Here is a 15920-nt window from a genome sequence, read left to right on the forward strand (position 1 = left end):
TTGGATGAATGCCGGCCAGCTGGCTCTTGCATGGAGCAACGGCCGGCATCGGCGCTGACCCCGGCGAACGCGCCGCAGCGTCCGAAAATAAAAACGGGTGCTCCCTTGACCCTGACATCGTTGGAAGATGCATGCTGTGGCGCTGTGCCAGCGCCGTCGAAAAGGCGGTGAAATCGGTCGATCCGAACGCCAAGGTCACCGTCGACCTCCTGGCGAAAACCGCATCGATCGAGTCCGACATTGGTCTCGCTGCCTTTGTCGCCGCCATCGAGGATGCCGGCTAAAAGGCGTCCGTCAGCAACGCCTGCTGCAGCCAAGGGGCCTGAACGCCGTGCACCGCTAGAGCAGTTTAGTGTTTCATTGAAGCACTGAACTGCTCTAAATCTTTAGAGCGACGCGCTTCGGGCCGAAAACCGTCCGCACTTTCCTGGAACTGCTCTAAGACTCCCACTACGATCTTGTGCGTCGCCGGAAGAAAACGCGCAAAGGCGCTTGACCTTCCCATTATTGGAAGGATTATGAAGGGTGCAGTTTGGGAAAGGACGTTCCGATGACTGCACTGAAAAAGACCGAAAAAGCCGCTCCGCTTCCGGTTTCCACCGACTTCGGCATCGAGGGCATGACCTGTGCTTCCTGCGTCCGACGCGTCGAAAAGGCGATCACCGCGGTGCCGGGCGTCGCGTCCGCGAGTGTCAACCTGGCGACGGAACGGGCAACGGTTCAATTCGATGGAGAACCGGACACGCTTGCGGTGCTCCACGCGATCGAGAAAGCCGGCTACGCGCCGAGGATCGCCACTGAGGAACTCCAGATCGAGGGCATGACCTGCGCCTCCTGTGTTTCTCGCGTAGAGAAGGCGCTGAAGGCCGTCCCCGGCGTTGCGGATGCAGCCGTTAATCTTGCGACGGAGAAGGCGACCGTGCGCCTGATTTCCGGAACCGTCGATCTGTCCGCCCTCGAAGCTACGGTCCGGGGTGCCGGATACGAGCTTCGCAAGGGCAAGCCTGCCGAGGCTTCGGCAGGAGACGAGGACCATCGCGCAGCCGAGCTCGGCTCTCTCAAATCCGCGGTGACGATCTCGGCGCTGATGACCCTTCCGCTCTTCCTGGTCGAAATGGGGTCACACTTCATTCCAGGCGTCCATGAGCTGATCATGGGCACGATCGGCATGCGAAACAATCTGTACCTTCAGTTTGCGCTCGCCACGCTCGTCCTCTTCGGACCGGGGCTGCGGTTCTTCCGAAAGGGCGTGCCGAATCTTCTGCGCTGGACGCCCGACATGAACTCGCTTGTCGTCCTCGGGACCACGGCCGCATGGGGCTATTCGGTCGTTGCGACCTTCGTTCCCCGAGTTCTGCCTTCGGGAACGGCGAATGTCTATTACGAGGCGGCCGCCGTCATCGTCACCCTGGTTCTCCTCGGCCGCTATCTGGAAGCACGGGCGAAGGGTCGCACGAGCCAAGCGATCAAGCGGCTTGTCGGCCTGCAGCCGAAGACGGCTTTCGTCTTGAGCGGCGGCGAATTCGTCGAGGCGCAAATCAGCGAGGTCGTCGCCGGTGACGTCATCCGCATTCGGCCGGGTGAGAAGATCCCTGTGGACGGTACGGTCATCGACGGCAGCTCCTATGTCGACGAATCGATGATCACCGGTGAACCCCTTCCCGTCCAGAAGACGGCCGACAGCGCGGTGGTCGGCGGCACGATCAACAAGACCGGGTCCATTACCTTCAGGGCCACCAAGGTCGGCAGCGACACGCTGCTTGCGCAGATCATCAAATTAGTCGAAACCGCCCAAGGCTCGAAGCTGCCGATCCAGGCCCTGGTCGACAGGGTCACCGGATGGTTCGTTCCGGCCGTGATTCTCGCAGCGGTGCTGACTTTTGCCGCCTGGTACACTTTCGGCCCCTCGCCTGCGCTCTTATTCGCCCTCGTGAATGCCGTAGCGGTCCTGATCATCGCCTGCCCCTGCGCGATGGGCCTGGCGACGCCGACCTCGATCATGGTCGGTACCGGCCGCGCCGCCGAACTCGGCATCCTGTTCCGCAAGGGAGAGGCGCTCCAGAGCCTGCGCGACGCCGATGTGGTCGCGCTCGACAAGACCGGGACTTTGACGAAGGGCCGCCCGGAACTGACCGACCTCGTCGCTGCAGAGGGCTTCGAGGCCGACGAAGTGCTTTTCCTCGTCGCGAGTCTCGAAACGCTTTCCGAGCACCCGATCGCGGAGGCCATCGTGTCGGCGGCAAAGTCCAAAGGGATCGCGACGGCCGCGGTCAACGGCTTCGAAGCGACGCCCGGCTTTGGCGTAAGCGGATTGGTGTCCGGGCGGCAGGTGCTGGTCGGTGCGGACCGCGCGCTCGCCACCAACGGGATCGACGTTTCCGGTTTCTCAACCGAGGCCGAGCGGCTCGGCGCCAGCGGCAAGTCGCCGCTCTATGCGGCCATCGACGGACGGCTGGCGGCGATCATCGCAGTGTCGGATCCGGTCAAGGAAACGACGCCTCAGGCGATCAGGTCCCTGCACGAGCTCGGCCTCAAGGTGGCGATGATCACCGGGGACAACCGCCGCACCGCCGAGGCGATCGCCAGAAAGCTCGGCATCGACGAGGTCGTCGCCGAGGTCTTGCCGGAAGGCAAGGTCGAGGCGATCAGAAAGCTTCGGCAGGGCGGCCGGTCGGTCGCGTTCATCGGCGACGGCATCAATGATGCGCCGGCTCTCGCCGAAGCGGATGTCGGCATCGCAGTCGGGACGGGAACCGACATCGCGATAGAAAGCGCCGACGTCGTGCTGATGTCCGGCGACTTGAACGGCGTTGCGAAGGCGATCGCGCTCAGCAAGGCGACGATCCTGAACATCAAGCAGAATCTGTTCTGGGCGTTCGCCTATAACGTTAGTCTGATACCCGTCGCAGCCGGCGTCCTTTACCCGGTGAATGGCATCCTGCTTTCGCCGATTTTCGCAGCAGGGGCCATGGCGCTCTCGAGCGTTTTCGTCCTCGGCAATGCGCTGCGGCTGAAATCGGTCAACCCGACCTAAAAATGCTTAGGCGAGACTGGCTACCGGCTACCGGACGCCAACGCTCGCAGAAAAGAGAAACACATGAATATCGGCGAAGCCTCCAAAGCCAGCGGCGTCTCCTCCAAAATGATCCGCTACTACGAACAGATCGGGCTTATCAGTCCCGCCCTTCGAACCGCGTCCAGCTATCGGACTTACGGCGACAACGACGTCCATACGCTTCGCTTCGTGCGCCGGGCACGCGATCTTGGATTCTCGGTGGAGCAGATCAAGGAACTGCTTGCCCTTTGGCGCGATCGGTCCAGGGCGAGTTCCGACGTTAAGGCGGTCGCCCTCGAACACATCGCGGAACTGGAACGCAAGATAGCCGCCATCCAGGAAATGACGCGAACTCTCAAGCATCTCGCGGGTCATTGTCACGGCGACGATCGGCCAGACTGCCCGATCATCGAGGAAATCGCGAACGCGTCCGCCCAAGTGAATATGGAGGTCAATCCTCGCTTCGGCGTCGCCTCGCTGAAATAGCGTTACTGAGACTGAGAGGCGTGCGGATATAGCTGACGTAAGCGCATCAGAAGCCTAGAACGGCTTTGGCGCCGAGAGTGGCCGCGGCAAGGAAGACGTATCGGCCTGTCTTGGCGATGGCGACGAGGATCAGGAAGGACCAGAGCGGCTCGCGCAACACGCCGGCGATAACGGTAAAGGCGTCACCGAAAAGGGGCATCCAGGAGAAAAGCAGCGTCCAGCGGCCATAACGCCGGTACCATTCGCCTGCCCTCTCCAGCGACGCCTCCTTCACCGGGAACCACGGTCTGTCGTGAAAACGGTCGATGAACCTCCCAAGGAACCAATTGCATAGGGCTCCGAGGATATTGCCGACGCTCGCCACGGCGATAAGTGCCACGAGCGAGAACTTGCCTGAAGCGAGCAGCCCCACCAGCAACGGCTCGGACTGGAACGGCAGGACGGTGGCCGCCCCGAAGGCGACGAGGAAGAGGCCTACATAAGCTGCGATCATCTGCGTTCAGGTCTCTTCGAAATCATCCTAAACTCTTGGTTCTTCTCGTCACACCATCACTACCGGCAGTGGCGCGCGCAGCTTCCCTACGGCTGCATGGCGGCCGCCCATGCAGCCGCAGGTGCATGCGCGCGCCCCAACTCTGCAAGCACAGCTGGCACTCCGGAACAAGAGCGGCTCTCCGGCAATTGTGCAGGGGTGAGAACATCCTTCTTATCGCCGAGGGACGTCCTGCCGACGCCCCTCGATATCAGGAGTTGAGCGATGAAAATTGCGCAGATCGCACCCCTTGCAGAACGCGTCCCGCCAAAGCTTTACGGAGGCACGGAGCGAATCGTCCATTGCCTTACCGAAGAACTCGTAAAACTGGGCCATGACGTGACCCTTTTTGCCAGCGGGGATTCGCTTACAAGTGCCGAGCTGGTGCCCTGTTGCGATGTCGCGCTCAGGCTCAATCCGAGAGTGCAAGATTTCCTTCCCCATCACATCGCGATGCTGGAAGAGGTCCGCCGCCGCGCGCCTCAATTCGACGTTCTGCATTTCCATATCGAATTCCTGCATTTCCCCCTAATCAGAGATTTCGCCGACAGAACGGTGACGACACTTCATACACGCCTCGATCTGCCCGATCTGCAGCCTTTCTATCTGGCCTTCCCGGATATCCCTCTGGTTTCGATATCGCAGCATCAGCGAGCGCCGATGCCTCCGGTCAACTGGAGGGGCACTGTGCTTCATGGGCTGGACCCAACGGTCTTGCCGCTGCGGGAAGGACGATCTGGCGAGTATCTGGCATTCCTCGGGCGCATTGCACCGGAGAAGGGTCCCGACCGCGCGATCGAGATCGCCGCACGGACCGGCATGCCTCTGAAGATCGCTGCGAAGATCGACGCCCAGGACCGCGCCTATTGGGAAGCAGTTGTCGAACCTCTCATCGTAAGCCATTCCAATGTCGAATACATCGGCGAGATAGACGAAGGCCAGAAGGCGGACTTCCTCGGCAATGCGGCAGCGCTCCTTTTTCCGATAAACTGGCCGGAACCTTTCGGCCTCGTGATGATCGAGGCGATGGCCTGCGGCACTCCGGTGCTTGCCTTCCGCTACGGCTCGGCGCCGGAGGTGATCGACGACGGCGTGTCGGGGATCCTGGTCGACACGGTCGAGCAAGCGGTCGAAAGCCTCGGACGCGTGCTGGAACTCGACAGACGCAAGGTTCGCGAGAGCTTCGAGAGACGGTTTACCACCGAACGGATGACACGCGATTATCTAGACATTTACCAGAACCTTCCGGGTGTCCTGAGGCAGACCGCCTCCACGCCGCAAGGCGAGGCCAAGAAAGTCGGCCTCGAGGCGGCATGAGGAACGCATCGGAAGACGGATAAGATTTTTCTGCTGCGCCTTCGACGGACCACGCCTGACGCGAACAATGCGACCGCGCCAGGCGTCATCGGTTCATGAAGGCTCGGCCCACCGATGTTGTTCGCTCAGGCGGCCGGCGCGACAGGAAGGACGCTCCATCGATTGGTGCTCTCGCCGATGCGCTCGTCGCCGGGCGGCCCGACAGCCGTCTTTGTCGCTGGGCGAATTGCTGCTCCTGATCGGCGATCGAAGTTTCGGCGCCGTTCTGGTCCTGGCTGCGGGCGCGAACCTCTCACCGGCCGGGGTGATTCCGGCAGCGTCCACGCTGCTCGCGGTGGTCGTCGCCTTCGTTTCGCTGCAGATCGTCGCCGGCCTGCGGCATATCTGGATGCCGCGGTTTCTGCGCCGGAAGACCCTGTCTCGCCGGCTTGTCGAAGGGACGGGCAGGACGATGAAAAAGTGGTCTCGCTGGCTGGATCCATGGCTGACGCGCGGACTGCGCCCTTTAACTCGGCGGCTTCGACGGGCTCGCCGGCCTCATTTGCATCTTTCTGGCCATACCCATTCCCCTTCTCGAATTCGTCCCCTTTCTAACGAACGTTCCGATGACGATCGTCGCCATATTCGGGCTGGGACTGTTGGTCAGAAACGGGTTCCTCATGGCGCTCGGCTTTGCTGCGAACCTCGCCGTCGCCTATCTGACCTACCGGCTTCTGACGTCGTGAGACTGGCGGCTTAGTCATTGTCAAACCGGATTTTCTTCCGGGCCGGAAGAACCGGTAGCAAGATCAAAGTCGCAATGTACCGGGAACGTCCAAGAGCCCGGAGCGTTTTCGAATATGTGGCAGCCGGCTGGCGTCCCGAAATCTCAAGACCTGGAGTACAGCCATGGAACTGACGAACGCACGTAAACTTGCGACCGAGTACCTGCGCCTCGGCGGCCATCGCCGAGTGGTGATCGATGATAACCAGACCTCGATTAGGAATTGGGAGAACGAGCCCAAGGAGGCGGAGGACTTCTGGAAGAGCAACATCGAGACGCTGTCGCCGCAGATGCAGCGCGAAGTGGAACTCCTCCTTCCGACGATCAATCGTGCCTGAGGCGCTTGGAACCGAAATCGCGATCCGGAATTGTAGTCCATGAACGCGCCTGCGGAAGCGATGGACATGAATCTTGCCTCAGAACTATTGGCGGATCTGACGCCACCCGCCACATCCGCCTGGTGGACCCAGCACCGTGGCGATACAAGCGTCGTCGCGACCGCCATTCACGACGGCCATGCCACGCGCGCCGCGGTACGGCGCATGTTCGCGATTTCCGAAGAAGAACGCCTGCGGGAGGAGGACCCCTTCACCGAGTTCCTGATCCGCGACTTCGGCAACCGGATCATCGTCCATCGCTCGCGGTTCGAAGTCGACGTCAACCGTCCCCGCGGCGGCGCAGTCTACCTGCGGCCGGAACAGGCCTGGGGTCTCCAAGTATGGGCGGAAGAACCGCCGCAGGCCGTCGTTGATGCATCCCTTTCCGTGCACGACGAGTATTATGAGATGCTGGCATCGTTCCTTGCCGGTATCGAACGCTGCCACGGTCGCTTCGTCGTCCTCGACGTCCACAGCTACAATCATCGCCGTGCCGGGCCTGAAGCGGAGCCGACGCTTTCGACCGATGCGCCGGACATCAATATCGGCACCATCTCGATGGACCGCAGAAAATGGGCGCATGTGGTCGACAGCTTCATGGCGGCGCTTCGCTCCTTCGATTTTCCCGGCGGACCATTGGACGTGCGCGAAAACATCGCCTTCCAGGGGCGGGGCGAGCAGACGCGCTTCATCCATGAGCATTTCCCCGACACGGGCTGCGCCATCGCCGTCGAATTCAAGAAGGTCTTCATGGAGGAATGGACGGGCGAGCCGCGCCCCGAGGTGCTCGTAGCGCTCAGAAGATTGCTCGCTGCGACGCTGCCGGCACTTATCGACGCTTTGGAGCGAGGTCGATGAAGCTTGCGCGCGCACCCATCCAGCTCGAGGCCGATCCACCCGATTGGCTGGCGGATGCGTTGGCCGCAATCGAGACAGGCAGAGCTGTCCGCAAGGAGTTCGAAGGCGGCGGACGCCTTCACATCGACCGGCCCCTGCCCTTTCTCTGCGTGCATTTGTCAGGCAGCGACGAGGCACCTGTGGCGCGCGAAGTGGTGCGCGCAAACGCCTCTCACCTGCTCGCACCGGACGCTGCCACGGCGAAACCTATCGTCGCCGCCGTCGGAAAACTGCTCGAGCGTCGCTTCGGCGCCTTCATGGTGCTCGAAACGGACGAACTCGCCCAGGATGAGCTCTTGACCGACAATGCTCCTTTGCTGCCGCCCTTCAAGGTCGAAGTGATGGCCGGCGCCGAGGGAAATATCCGAGCCGCAGCAATGGCATTCGTCGACGCAGTCCAAGCGATCCCCGCGAAGTTCCGGACGCCGCGGGTCGAGCTCCATGAATGGCCGCAGGAATCCGCCCTGGAGGGAGAGACGCTCGATCTGCCATTCCCTTCGATGCGGGTTCGTTTCGCACCGGTCTACCGGCAGCACAATTCCGGCCGGATCTTCCCGGAAGTGCGCGAGCGGCTGATCGCGAGCATCTTCGATGCCACCCTGCACGCCTTCTCTGCCTTCGCCCGATCGACGCGCAGCCTCGAATTCCCGACCCATCGCGCGCTCGGCAGAAAGGCATTCATCGATGCCGTGGAGCGGACCGACCGCAGCATCGACGAAGTCGCCTCCAGCTTCGATTTTCTTCTCGCCGTTACGCCGATAAATGCGGAAGCCGCCTGGAGCGAATTCACGGCAAGCGATTTCGCGCGCGCGCCGCGTTTCCTCTACCGGCCTTTGATCATCGAGATCGAAGCCGCAAAGAAGACGCTGTTCTCGATCCCCTTCGATCACCTCGAAGACCCGGTGCTCTATCAACTCTACCGTGAAAAGCAGCAGGAAGTCGATCTGCAGCTGACGATGCTCTCCGCCCGTGAAACGAGGAAGTTCATCGAGTTCGGCCGTGCACTGTACGGTCCGGTCGAGCCGAACCTCCTCAGCGCGGCCGAAGAGGTCCTCGCCCGCAGCCAGAAGGTCGCCGCGCAACCGCAAGCACCCGCCGAACGCCGTGTTGACAGCCATTTCGTCGAAATGCGGGCGGGCGAGATGATCGCCGCATATGCCCAGCGCTACGCCGGCTTCGAAGCGCTCGTGGAGGTGCGGGACGATCTTCCCGCCGGGTTGCTGGTTTCGGGAAGGCGGCTCCTGATCGCGCGCAGCACGATCATGGAGCCCGATCGCGTCGATCCGATCCTCAGCCACGAAATCGGCGTTCACCTCCTGACCTATTTCAATGGATCGGCGCAGGGGCTTCGCCTGTTTCGCTCCGGCCTTGCCGGGTATGAAGGAATGCAGGAGGGCCTTGCGGTCTTCGCGGAATATCTTTCGGGGGGAATGACCAGCGAGCGGCTGCGTCTCCTCGCCGCCCGCGTGCTCGCATGCGCCGCGATGATCGATGGCGCTTCCTTGCCGGAGGTCTACCGCCTGCTCGTCGACGAACACGGATTCCAGAGGGCGGACGCCTTCAATGTTGTTCTGCGCGTTTATCGCGGCGGTGGTCTCGTCAAGGACGCGATCTACCTGCGGGGCCTTCTGCAGCTGCTCGATCATCTCGCAGCAGGGGGCGCGCTCGAGCCCTTCTGGATGGGCAAGATCGCCGCTTCCCATTTTGCCGTAATGCAGGAACTGCATGCCCGCGGGCTGCTCGGCGGTCCTTCGGTTCGGCCTATGTTTCTGGATGGTCCGGAAGCGCCGTCGCGGCTTGCCAGAGCGCGCGGGCGGATGGCTCCACTCGATATGCTGCGGCAATAGGAGCGGCACACATGCGCATCGCTTTTTTCGTCAACTCCATCGAAGGCGAAGCCCCCTATTATACGACGACATGGCTGGCGCTTGCCGCGCTCGCACGCGGCCACGAGGTCTGCTACGTCACGCCGGGCGATTTCGTGCTGCGCCAGGATGACAGCCTGTCGATCCGCGCAACGACCCTGAAGGGCACGAAGCCGAAAAAGCCGGAGACGCTGCTCACAGCGCTCAAGGGCGAGCAGGCGCAGATCAGCACGCTCGATCTGCGTGAGGTGCAGGTGCTCTTTCTGCGGAACGACCCTTCCGAAGACGCGGACACGCGGCCCTGGGCGGTTTATGTCGGCGCGAATTTCGGGCGGCTCGCCGCCGCGCGCGGCATTCTGGTCGTAAACGACCCGGACGGGTTGTCGCTCGCGCAAAACAAGCTCTATTTTCAGGAGTTCCCCGAGATTATCCGGCCAACCAGCCTGATCTCGAGAAGCATCGAAGAAATCCGCAGCTTCATCGAGGATCATCCGGGCGGGGCTATCCTGAAACCCTTGCAAGGGTCCGGCGGCAAGAACGTCTTCAAGATCAACTCCAAGGACGAGGCCAATCTCAACCAGATCTTCGAGGTCGCCAGCGGCGGCGGCTACCTGATCGCGCAGAACTACATTCCCGACGCGGTCGCCGGCGATATTCGTCTGTTCCTGTTGAACGGCAGGCCGCTCGAGCGCCACGGCGTCTATGCCGCCTTCCGGCGCGTTCCTGCCAAGGGCGACGTACGCTCGAACATGCATGTGAGCGGCACGCCCGAAGCCGCGACGGTTACGCCTGAGATCCTCGAGATCGCGGAACGGCTTCGTCCCAAGCTCATCGAAGACGGCATGTTCCTGGTCGGGCTCGATATAGTCGGCGACAAGGTGCTGGAAGCCAATGTCTTCACGCCGGGGGGGCTTCCCGAGATCGCAGCGCTTCACGGTGTGGACTTCAGCGAAGACATCATCATCGCGCTGGAAAACAAAGTGCGAATCCAGGAGCTCTACCGCGGGGCCATTCCGAACCGCACATTGGCGGTCCTTTGAGGAGGTGCCTTCGGGATGTCACGCACTGCACGATCTGTGGGCGAATCCACCGGCCCGTCCCGGCGTGAATAAAAGTGAGTTTACAAAAGTAATATAGTATGATTTTTTCTCGGTCAGCTGCATGGAAGAGCAGCTTTCTTTGGGAGGAAATCATGAAAATCGTGAAGGCACTTGCGAGTGCAACGATCCTTGCTGCCTGCACTTTCGGCAGCGCTTCGGCCGCCGAACTCGTCGTCGGCTTTTCTCAGATCGGATCGGAGTCCGGCTGGCGCGCAGCCGAAACGACGCTGACGAAGCAGCAGGCGGAAGAGCGCGGCATCGACCTCAAATTCGCCGACGCGCAGCAGAAGCAGGAAAACCAGATCAAGGCGATCCGCTCTTTCATCGCGCAGGGGGTAAACGCCATCCTTCTCGCTCCGGTCGTCGCGACCGGCTGGGATGAAGTCCTGGCGGAGGCCAAGGATGCGGAGATCCCAGTTATCCTGCTCGATCGCACCGTCGACGCCTCCGACGATCTCTATCTGACGGCGGTCACCTCCGATCTCGTCCACGAAGGCAGCGTGGCCGGCAAATGGCTCGTCGATACCGTCGCGGGCAAGCCGTGCAACGTCGTCGAACTTCAGGGCACCACCGGCTCCTCGCCGGCGATCGACCGCAAGAAGGGATTCGAGCAGGCGCTCTCCGGCAACGACAATCTGAAGATCGTCCGCAGCCAGACCGGCGACTTCACCCGGACCAAAGGCAAGGAAGTGATGGAAAGCTTCCTGAAGGCCGAGGACGGGGGCAAGAACATCTGTGCTCTCTACGCCCATAACGACGACATGGCGGTGGGTGCGATTCAGGCGATCAAGGAAGCCGGTCTGAAGCCGGGCAAGGACATCCTCGTCGTCTCGATCGACGCTGTTCCGGATATCTTCCAGGCGATGGCTGCCGGCGAAGCCAATGCGACGGTCGAGCTCACGCCGAACATGGCGGGCCCCGCCTTCGATGCGCTTGCTGCCTTCCTCAAGGACGGCAAAGAGCCGCCGAAATGGATCCAGACGGAATCGAAACTCTACACGCAGGCCGATGACCCGATGAAGGTTTACGAAGAAAAGAAAGGCCTCGGCTACTGATCCCGCTCAGCGCTCGGCCCCGCGGCAGCCGCCGCGGGCCATTCCATCGAACGGACACCCGCTCGTTCGTCGGGCGGCATTCCAGAGACGGCAGCCATGCAGACCAGCAGTGACAATATCCTTTCGGCCACAAGGATCGAAAAGGGCTTTCCCGGCACGAAGGCGCTCGACAGGGTAGATTTTCACCTGCGGCGCGGCGAGGTTCACGCGCTCCTCGGGGAGAATGGCGCCGGCAAATCGACGCTCATCAAATGCCTGACGGGCGCCTATCGCCGCGATGGCGGCAGCGTGCTGCTCGACGGAGCCGAGGCCGACCCGCGCGACACGTTCGATGCCCAGAGGCTGGGCATTGGGACCGTTTACCAGGAAGTCAACCTGCTGCCGAACCTCACCGTTGCCGAGAACCTCTTTCTCGGACGGCAGCCCCGCCGCTTCGGCATGGTGGACACGCGCACCATGAATCGCAAGGCGCGGGAACTGATCGCGGAATACGAACTCGATATCGACGTCACCCGTGATCTCGCGAGCTATTCCGTGGCGATCCAGCAGGTCGTGGCCATCGCCCGGGCGGTGGATCTTTCCGGCAAGGTCCTGATTCTGGACGAGCCGACCGCAAGCCTCGACGCGCACGAGGTGGAGATGCTCTTCCGCATCGTACGCCGCCTCAAGGAACGCGGGCTCGGCATCATCTTCATCACCCACTTCCTGGAACAGGTCTACGCCATCTCCGATCGCATCACCGTTCTGCGGAACGGGCAGTTGGTCGGCACGCGCAACGTGGCCGATCTCGACCGGCGCGAGCTGATCGCAATGATGATCGGTCGGGAACTGGCGACAGAGATCCATTCCGCCCATTCCGACGCGGTCGCGGGTGAGCCACGCTACCGTTTCCGAGACTTTGGCCGCCGCGGAAAGATCGACCCCTTCGATCTCGATGTCCGCGCCGGCGAGGTTGTCGGCATGGCAGGCCTGCTCGGCTCGGGGCGGACGGAAACCGCCGAAATCCTCTTCGGCGCCCATCGCGCCGATAGCGGTACGGCCGAGATCGATGGCCGGACCGTCGATCTTTCCTCGCCGCGTGCCGCAATCCGGCAGAAGTTCGGCTTCTGCCCCGAGGACCGCAAGACCGCCGGCATCGTCGGCGACCTGTCTGTGCGCGAGAATATCGTGCTCGCCCTTCAGGCAAGGCGCGGCTGGACCCGCCCGATTCCGCGCGCGGAGCAGAACCGGCTCGCGGACCACTACATCCGGGCACTCGATATCCGCACCGCGGATCGCGAGAAACCGATCAGGCTGCTTTCCGGCGGCAATCAGCAAAAGGCCATTCTGGCGCGCTGGCTCGCGACCGAACCGGAACTGCTCATCCTCGACGAGCCGACGCGCGGCATCGACGTCGGGGCGCATGCGGAAATCATCAGACTCATCGAGAGCCTGCGCGAGAAGGGCATGTCACTCATCGTCATCTCCTCGGAAATAGAAGAACTCGTCGCCTACAGCACGCGGGTGGTCGTCCTTCGCGACCACGCCCACGTCGCCGAACTCGATGGCGCTCAATTGACTGCACATCGGATCGTCGAAGCGATCGCTGCGACCAACGGGAGGGAAGCGTCTTGATTCCGATCATGCGGACCTATGCCGGCCGCCTGCTGCCGCAGCTCATCGCATTGGCGGCAATTGTCATAGCTATTTCAATCGTCTTTCCCGGTTTTCTAAACCTGCAGATTCAGAATGGTCGTCTGTATGGAAGTATGATCGACATCCTCAACCGCGGCGCGCCCGTCGTTCTTCTGGCGATCGGAATGACCGTCGTCATCGCCACCAAGGGGATCGATCTTTCCGTCGGCGCTGTGATGGCGATCTGCGGCGCGGTTGCCGCCTCGCTGATCACGTCCGGACATTCGCTTACCGAGACCCTCCTCGCCACGCTCGCGGTCGGCATTATCTGCGGCATCTGGAACGGGGTTCTGGTCGCCGTCCTCGACATCCAACCGATCATCGCGACTCTCGTGCTGATGGTGGCGGGGCGCGGCATAGCCCAGCTCATCACCGAAGGAACCATTCTCACCTTCAATGATCCCGGCCTGATCTTCATCGGCAGCGGTTCCTTTGCCGGCCTGCCCATGCCGATCGTGATCTGGCTGGTTTTCGGCCTGCTCGTCGCCCTTCTCGTTCGGCGGACGGCGCTCGGCATGCTGATCGAAGCGATCGGCATCAACCCGCAGGCAAGCACGCTCTCGGGCGTGCTCACCCCCGTCCTGCTCGTGGCCGCTTACGTGCTCTCGGGTCTCTGCGCCGCGATTGCCGGCATCATCGCCGCCGCCGACATCCGGGGCGCCGACGCCAACAATGCCGGTCTATGGCTGGAACTCGACGCGATTCTCGCGGTGGTCGTCGGCGGCACATCGCTGCTCGGCGGCCGCTTCAGCATTGCGGCGTCGGTACTGGGCGCCGTCATCATCCAGGCGATCAATACAGGCATTCTCCTGTCCGGCTTCCCGCCCGAGTTCAACCTCATCATCAAGGCGGCGATCATCATCTTCATCCTGGTGCTCCAGTCACCGCGCTTCCGCACGGGGGTCTCGTTTCTGAGTATCCCGAAGGCAGCCGGCAAGCCGACCGAGCGAGAAGCGAAATGAAGCAGAAATATCTTCCACTTACGGCGACGATCTTGATCTTTTTCTTAAGTTACGCGCTCTGCGTCGCGCAGTATCCGAACATGCTCTCGACCCGTGTGATCGGAAACCTTCTGACCGACAATGCCTTCCTCGGCATCGCCGCCGTCGGCATGACCTTCGTCATCCTCTCGGGCGGCATCGATCTGTCGATCGGCGCTGTGATCGCATTTGCCGGTGTCTTTCTGGCCGTCGTACTCGAGCATGGCGGCATGCATCCGCTCGTCGCCTTCGCGTTGCTGCTGGCCGTCACGACGCTGTTCGGAGCGCTGATGGGGGCGATCATCCACTATCTCGAAATGCCGGCTTTCATCGTTACGCTCGCCGGCATGTTCCTCGCCCGCGGCATGGCCTTCGTACTGTCGATCGACTCCATTCCGATCAAGCACCCCTTCTACGCGACCTTAAAGAGCCTCTATTTCAAGTTGCCGGGCGGCGGGCGCATCACCCTCATAGGCGGCCTGATGCTGTTCGTCTTCGCGGTCGGCATTCTCATCGCCCACCGGACGCGCTTCGGCACGAATATCTATGCGCTCGGCGGCGGCACGGCGACGGCAAAGCTCATGGGCGTTCCGGTCGCCGCCACCACCATCCGGATCTACGCGCTGTCCGGGCTGCTCGCCGGCCTGTCGGGCATCGTCTTCTCGCTCTATACCTCCGCCGGATACTCGCTGGCCGCCGTCGGCGTCGAGCTGGACGCCATCACCGCCGTCGTCATCGGCGGAACGCTGCTCACCGGCGGATCCGGCTTCGTTGCCGGAACGTTGGTCGGGATCCTCATCCAGGGTCTCATCCAGACATACATCACGTTCGACGGCACGCTTTCGAGCTGGTGGACGAAGATCCTGATCGGGCTCCTGCTCTTTGCCTTCATCCTGCTGCAGAAGGGGATCATCCACCTGTCGCGTCCCGAACGGCAGCGGGCGTAGCCGCGGGACCGGGTGCCATGCCGGGGAGCTTCGGAAATCAACGCGGCAAACGCACGAGCCACAGGCTCGTCGTCGAGGAGCTTGGCCAGGCGGTGGTCGGTGGGGAGTTTGCGATCGGCGAGACGCTGCCGGGCGACACGGATCTCGCCGCGCGCTTCAACGTATCGCGCACCGTACTGCGCGAAGCGATGAAGACGCTTGCCGCCAAAGGCCTCGTCGTCGCCCGCGCCCGCATCGGCACGCGCGTGCTGCCCCGGGCGCACTGGAACCTCTTCGACAGCGACGTGCTCACCTGGCATTTCGGTGCCGGTGTCGACGAGGATTTCCTGCGTCATGTGAGCGAGGTGCGGTTGGCCCTCGAACCCTATGCGGCGGCACTGGCAGCGCGCCGCGCCAGCGACGCGGACATCGCCCGGATGATGCGGCTTGCCGTCGCGATGGGCGATGCCAGCCACAGCCCCCACACGCTGGCGCTCGCAGATCTCGAATTCCACCTCCGCCTCCTGGAAGCCTCGCTCAATCCGTTCATGCGGACGGTCGGCAGCCTGATCGAGGCGGCGCTGATGGGCGTTTTTCAGCTTACCAGTCCGACAGCCGATGAAACGGAGATCGACCGCGTCGCGATCGCGCATATCCGCATCGTCGAGGAAATCCGGCGCCGCGACGAAGAAGGCGCGCGCAACGCGATGGAACACGTGATCCGCGTCGGTCAGGAGCGGTTGATCATGGATCTGAGGGGGCGGGAGAGTTAGCGAGGCGATGGCCCCTCATCCGGCCTGCCGGCCAACTTCTCCCCGCAGGCGGGGCGAAGGGAACTCGCGGGGCCCTCTGTCTCACTTACAAGTCGCTGAGAGGACTGTGGCGTAGCCGCT

15 protein-coding genes and 1 pseudogene are annotated in these 15920 nt (G+C 62.3%); 15 read left to right on the forward strand and 1 reads right to left on the reverse strand.

Annotated elements, in window-relative coordinates:
- The first annotated feature begins 131 nt into the window (after nucleotides 1-131).
- From PZL22_RS01280 to cueR, 3 genes are all read left to right on the forward strand, one after another.
- Entirely contained in the window at nucleotides 132-284 is a 153-nt protein-coding gene (locus PZL22_RS01280; RefSeq protein ID WP_127516288.1) for a heavy-metal-associated domain-containing protein, read from the forward strand.
- A 266-nt stretch (nucleotides 285-550) separates the two neighbouring features.
- Entirely contained in the window at nucleotides 551-3034 is a 2484-nt protein-coding gene (locus PZL22_RS01285; protein ID WP_004434636.1) for a heavy metal translocating P-type ATPase, read from the forward strand.
- Nucleotides 3035-3097: 63 nt separating this feature from the next.
- A complete protein-coding gene (gene cueR, locus PZL22_RS01290) occupies nucleotides 3098-3541 on the forward strand; it encodes a Cu(I)-responsive transcriptional regulator (protein ID WP_004434628.1) in 444 nt (147 codons plus the stop codon).
- Between the two features lie 46 nt (nucleotides 3542-3587).
- Here cueR and PZL22_RS01295 read toward each other — a convergent pair whose 3' ends face one another.
- Nucleotides 3588-4034 carry a YqaA family protein gene (locus PZL22_RS01295; protein ID WP_004434625.1) on the reverse strand — a complete coding sequence of 149 codons (447 nt, stop codon included), beginning with the start codon at nucleotides 4032-4034 and terminating at the stop codon, nucleotides 3588-3590.
- 264 nt (nucleotides 4035-4298) lie between these two features.
- Between PZL22_RS01295 and PZL22_RS01300 the strand changes: the two genes are divergently transcribed.
- From PZL22_RS01300 to PZL22_RS01355, 12 genes and pseudogenes are all read left to right on the forward strand, one after another.
- Nucleotides 4299-5390: a glycosyltransferase family 4 protein gene (locus tag PZL22_RS01300; RefSeq protein ID WP_127597536.1), complete on the forward strand. Its 1092-nt coding sequence runs from the start codon at nucleotides 4299-4301 to the stop codon at nucleotides 5388-5390.
- 67 nt (nucleotides 5391-5457) lie between these two features.
- Nucleotides 5458-5850 (forward strand): annotated as a pseudogene (locus PZL22_RS01305) (exopolysaccharide biosynthesis protein); the annotation flags it as partial.
- Nucleotides 5851-5953: 103 nt separating this feature from the next.
- Complete coding sequence (locus PZL22_RS01310; protein WP_267902874.1) at nucleotides 5954-6115, forward strand: exopolysaccharide biosynthesis protein; 162 nt, start codon at nucleotides 5954-5956, stop codon at nucleotides 6113-6115.
- Between the two features lie 163 nt (nucleotides 6116-6278).
- Nucleotides 6279-6491, forward strand: coding sequence for a hypothetical protein (locus PZL22_RS01315; RefSeq protein WP_004434611.1), 213 nt, complete (start codon nucleotides 6279-6281; stop codon nucleotides 6489-6491).
- 39 nt (nucleotides 6492-6530) lie between these two features.
- Nucleotides 6531-7388: an N-formylglutamate amidohydrolase gene (locus tag PZL22_RS01320; protein ID WP_284718411.1), complete on the forward strand. Its 858-nt coding sequence runs from the start codon at nucleotides 6531-6533 to the stop codon at nucleotides 7386-7388.
- Nucleotides 7385-9274, forward strand: a complete 1890-nt coding sequence (locus PZL22_RS01325) for a flavohemoglobin expression-modulating QEGLA motif protein (protein ID WP_004434601.1) — start codon at nucleotides 7385-7387, stop codon at nucleotides 9272-9274. The genes PZL22_RS01320 and PZL22_RS01325 overlap by 4 nt, the downstream gene beginning before the upstream one ends.
- 11 nt (nucleotides 9275-9285) lie before the next feature.
- Nucleotides 9286-10332 (forward strand): glutathione synthase, encoded by a 1047-nt coding sequence (locus PZL22_RS01330; protein WP_004434598.1) that lies wholly within the window; start codon nucleotides 9286-9288, stop codon nucleotides 10330-10332.
- A gap of 152 nt (nucleotides 10333-10484) precedes the next feature.
- Nucleotides 10485-11447, forward strand: a complete 963-nt coding sequence (gene ytfQ / locus PZL22_RS01335) for a galactofuranose ABC transporter, galactofuranose-binding protein YtfQ (protein WP_004434596.1) — start codon at nucleotides 10485-10487, stop codon at nucleotides 11445-11447.
- Between the two features lie 96 nt (nucleotides 11448-11543).
- The gene (gene ytfR, locus PZL22_RS01340) at nucleotides 11544-13061 is read left to right on the forward strand and encodes a galactofuranose ABC transporter, ATP-binding protein YtfR (protein ID WP_004434594.1); all 1518 of its coding nucleotides are present in this window, start codon (nucleotides 11544-11546) and stop codon (nucleotides 13059-13061) included.
- A gap of 8 nt (nucleotides 13062-13069) precedes the next feature.
- Nucleotides 13070-14083 (forward strand): ABC transporter permease, encoded by a 1014-nt coding sequence (locus tag PZL22_RS01345; RefSeq protein WP_411974189.1) that lies wholly within the window; start codon nucleotides 13070-13072, stop codon nucleotides 14081-14083.
- Nucleotides 14080-15048: a galactofuranose ABC transporter, permease protein YjfF gene (yjfF, locus tag PZL22_RS01350; RefSeq protein ID WP_004434585.1), complete on the forward strand. Its 969-nt coding sequence runs from the start codon at nucleotides 14080-14082 to the stop codon at nucleotides 15046-15048. The genes PZL22_RS01345 and yjfF overlap by 4 nt, the downstream gene beginning before the upstream one ends.
- A 17-nt stretch (nucleotides 15049-15065) precedes the next feature.
- Complete coding sequence (locus PZL22_RS01355; RefSeq protein WP_004434582.1) at nucleotides 15066-15800, forward strand: FadR/GntR family transcriptional regulator; 735 nt, start codon at nucleotides 15066-15068, stop codon at nucleotides 15798-15800.
- The last annotated feature ends 120 nt before the right edge of the window (nucleotides 15801-15920 follow it).

Origin of the sequence: Ensifer meliloti (assembly GCF_030064585.1) — a bacterium.
In the GTDB taxonomy this organism is placed as follows: Bacteria; Pseudomonadota; Alphaproteobacteria; order Rhizobiales; family Rhizobiaceae; genus Sinorhizobium; species Sinorhizobium meliloti.

Bases quoted from the DNA above. Each gene is read 5' to 3' on its own strand.
- PZL22_RS01280 (WP_127516288.1), top strand. From the start codon at position 132: ATGCTGTGGCGCTGTGCCAGCGCCGTCGAAAAGGCGGTGAAATCGGTC.
- PZL22_RS01285 (WP_004434636.1), top strand. From the start codon at position 551: ATGACTGCACTGAAAAAGACCGAAAAAGCCGCTCCGCTTCCGGTTTCC.
- cueR (WP_004434628.1), top strand. From the start codon at position 3,098: ATGAATATCGGCGAAGCCTCCAAAGCCAGCGGCGTCTCCTCCAAAATG.
- PZL22_RS01295 (WP_004434625.1), bottom strand. From the start codon at position 4,034: ATGATCGCAGCTTATGTAGGCCTCTTCCTCGTCGCCTTCGGGGCGGCC.
- PZL22_RS01300 (WP_127597536.1), top strand. From the start codon at position 4,299: ATGAAAATTGCGCAGATCGCACCCCTTGCAGAACGCGTCCCGCCAAAG.
- PZL22_RS01315 (WP_004434611.1), top strand. From the start codon at position 6,279: ATGGAACTGACGAACGCACGTAAACTTGCGACCGAGTACCTGCGCCTC.
- PZL22_RS01320 (WP_284718411.1), top strand. From the start codon at position 6,531: ATGAACGCGCCTGCGGAAGCGATGGACATGAATCTTGCCTCAGAACTA.
- PZL22_RS01325 (WP_004434601.1), top strand. From the start codon at position 7,385: ATGAAGCTTGCGCGCGCACCCATCCAGCTCGAGGCCGATCCACCCGAT.
- PZL22_RS01330 (WP_004434598.1), top strand. From the start codon at position 9,286: ATGCGCATCGCTTTTTTCGTCAACTCCATCGAAGGCGAAGCCCCCTAT.
- ytfQ (WP_004434596.1), top strand. From the start codon at position 10,485: ATGAAAATCGTGAAGGCACTTGCGAGTGCAACGATCCTTGCTGCCTGC.
- ytfR (WP_004434594.1), top strand. From the start codon at position 11,544: ATGCAGACCAGCAGTGACAATATCCTTTCGGCCACAAGGATCGAAAAG.
- PZL22_RS01345 (WP_411974189.1), top strand. From the start codon at position 13,070: ATGCGGACCTATGCCGGCCGCCTGCTGCCGCAGCTCATCGCATTGGCG.
- yjfF (WP_004434585.1), top strand. From the start codon at position 14,080: ATGAAGCAGAAATATCTTCCACTTACGGCGACGATCTTGATCTTTTTC.
- PZL22_RS01355 (WP_004434582.1), top strand. From the start codon at position 15,066: ATGCCGGGGAGCTTCGGAAATCAACGCGGCAAACGCACGAGCCACAGG.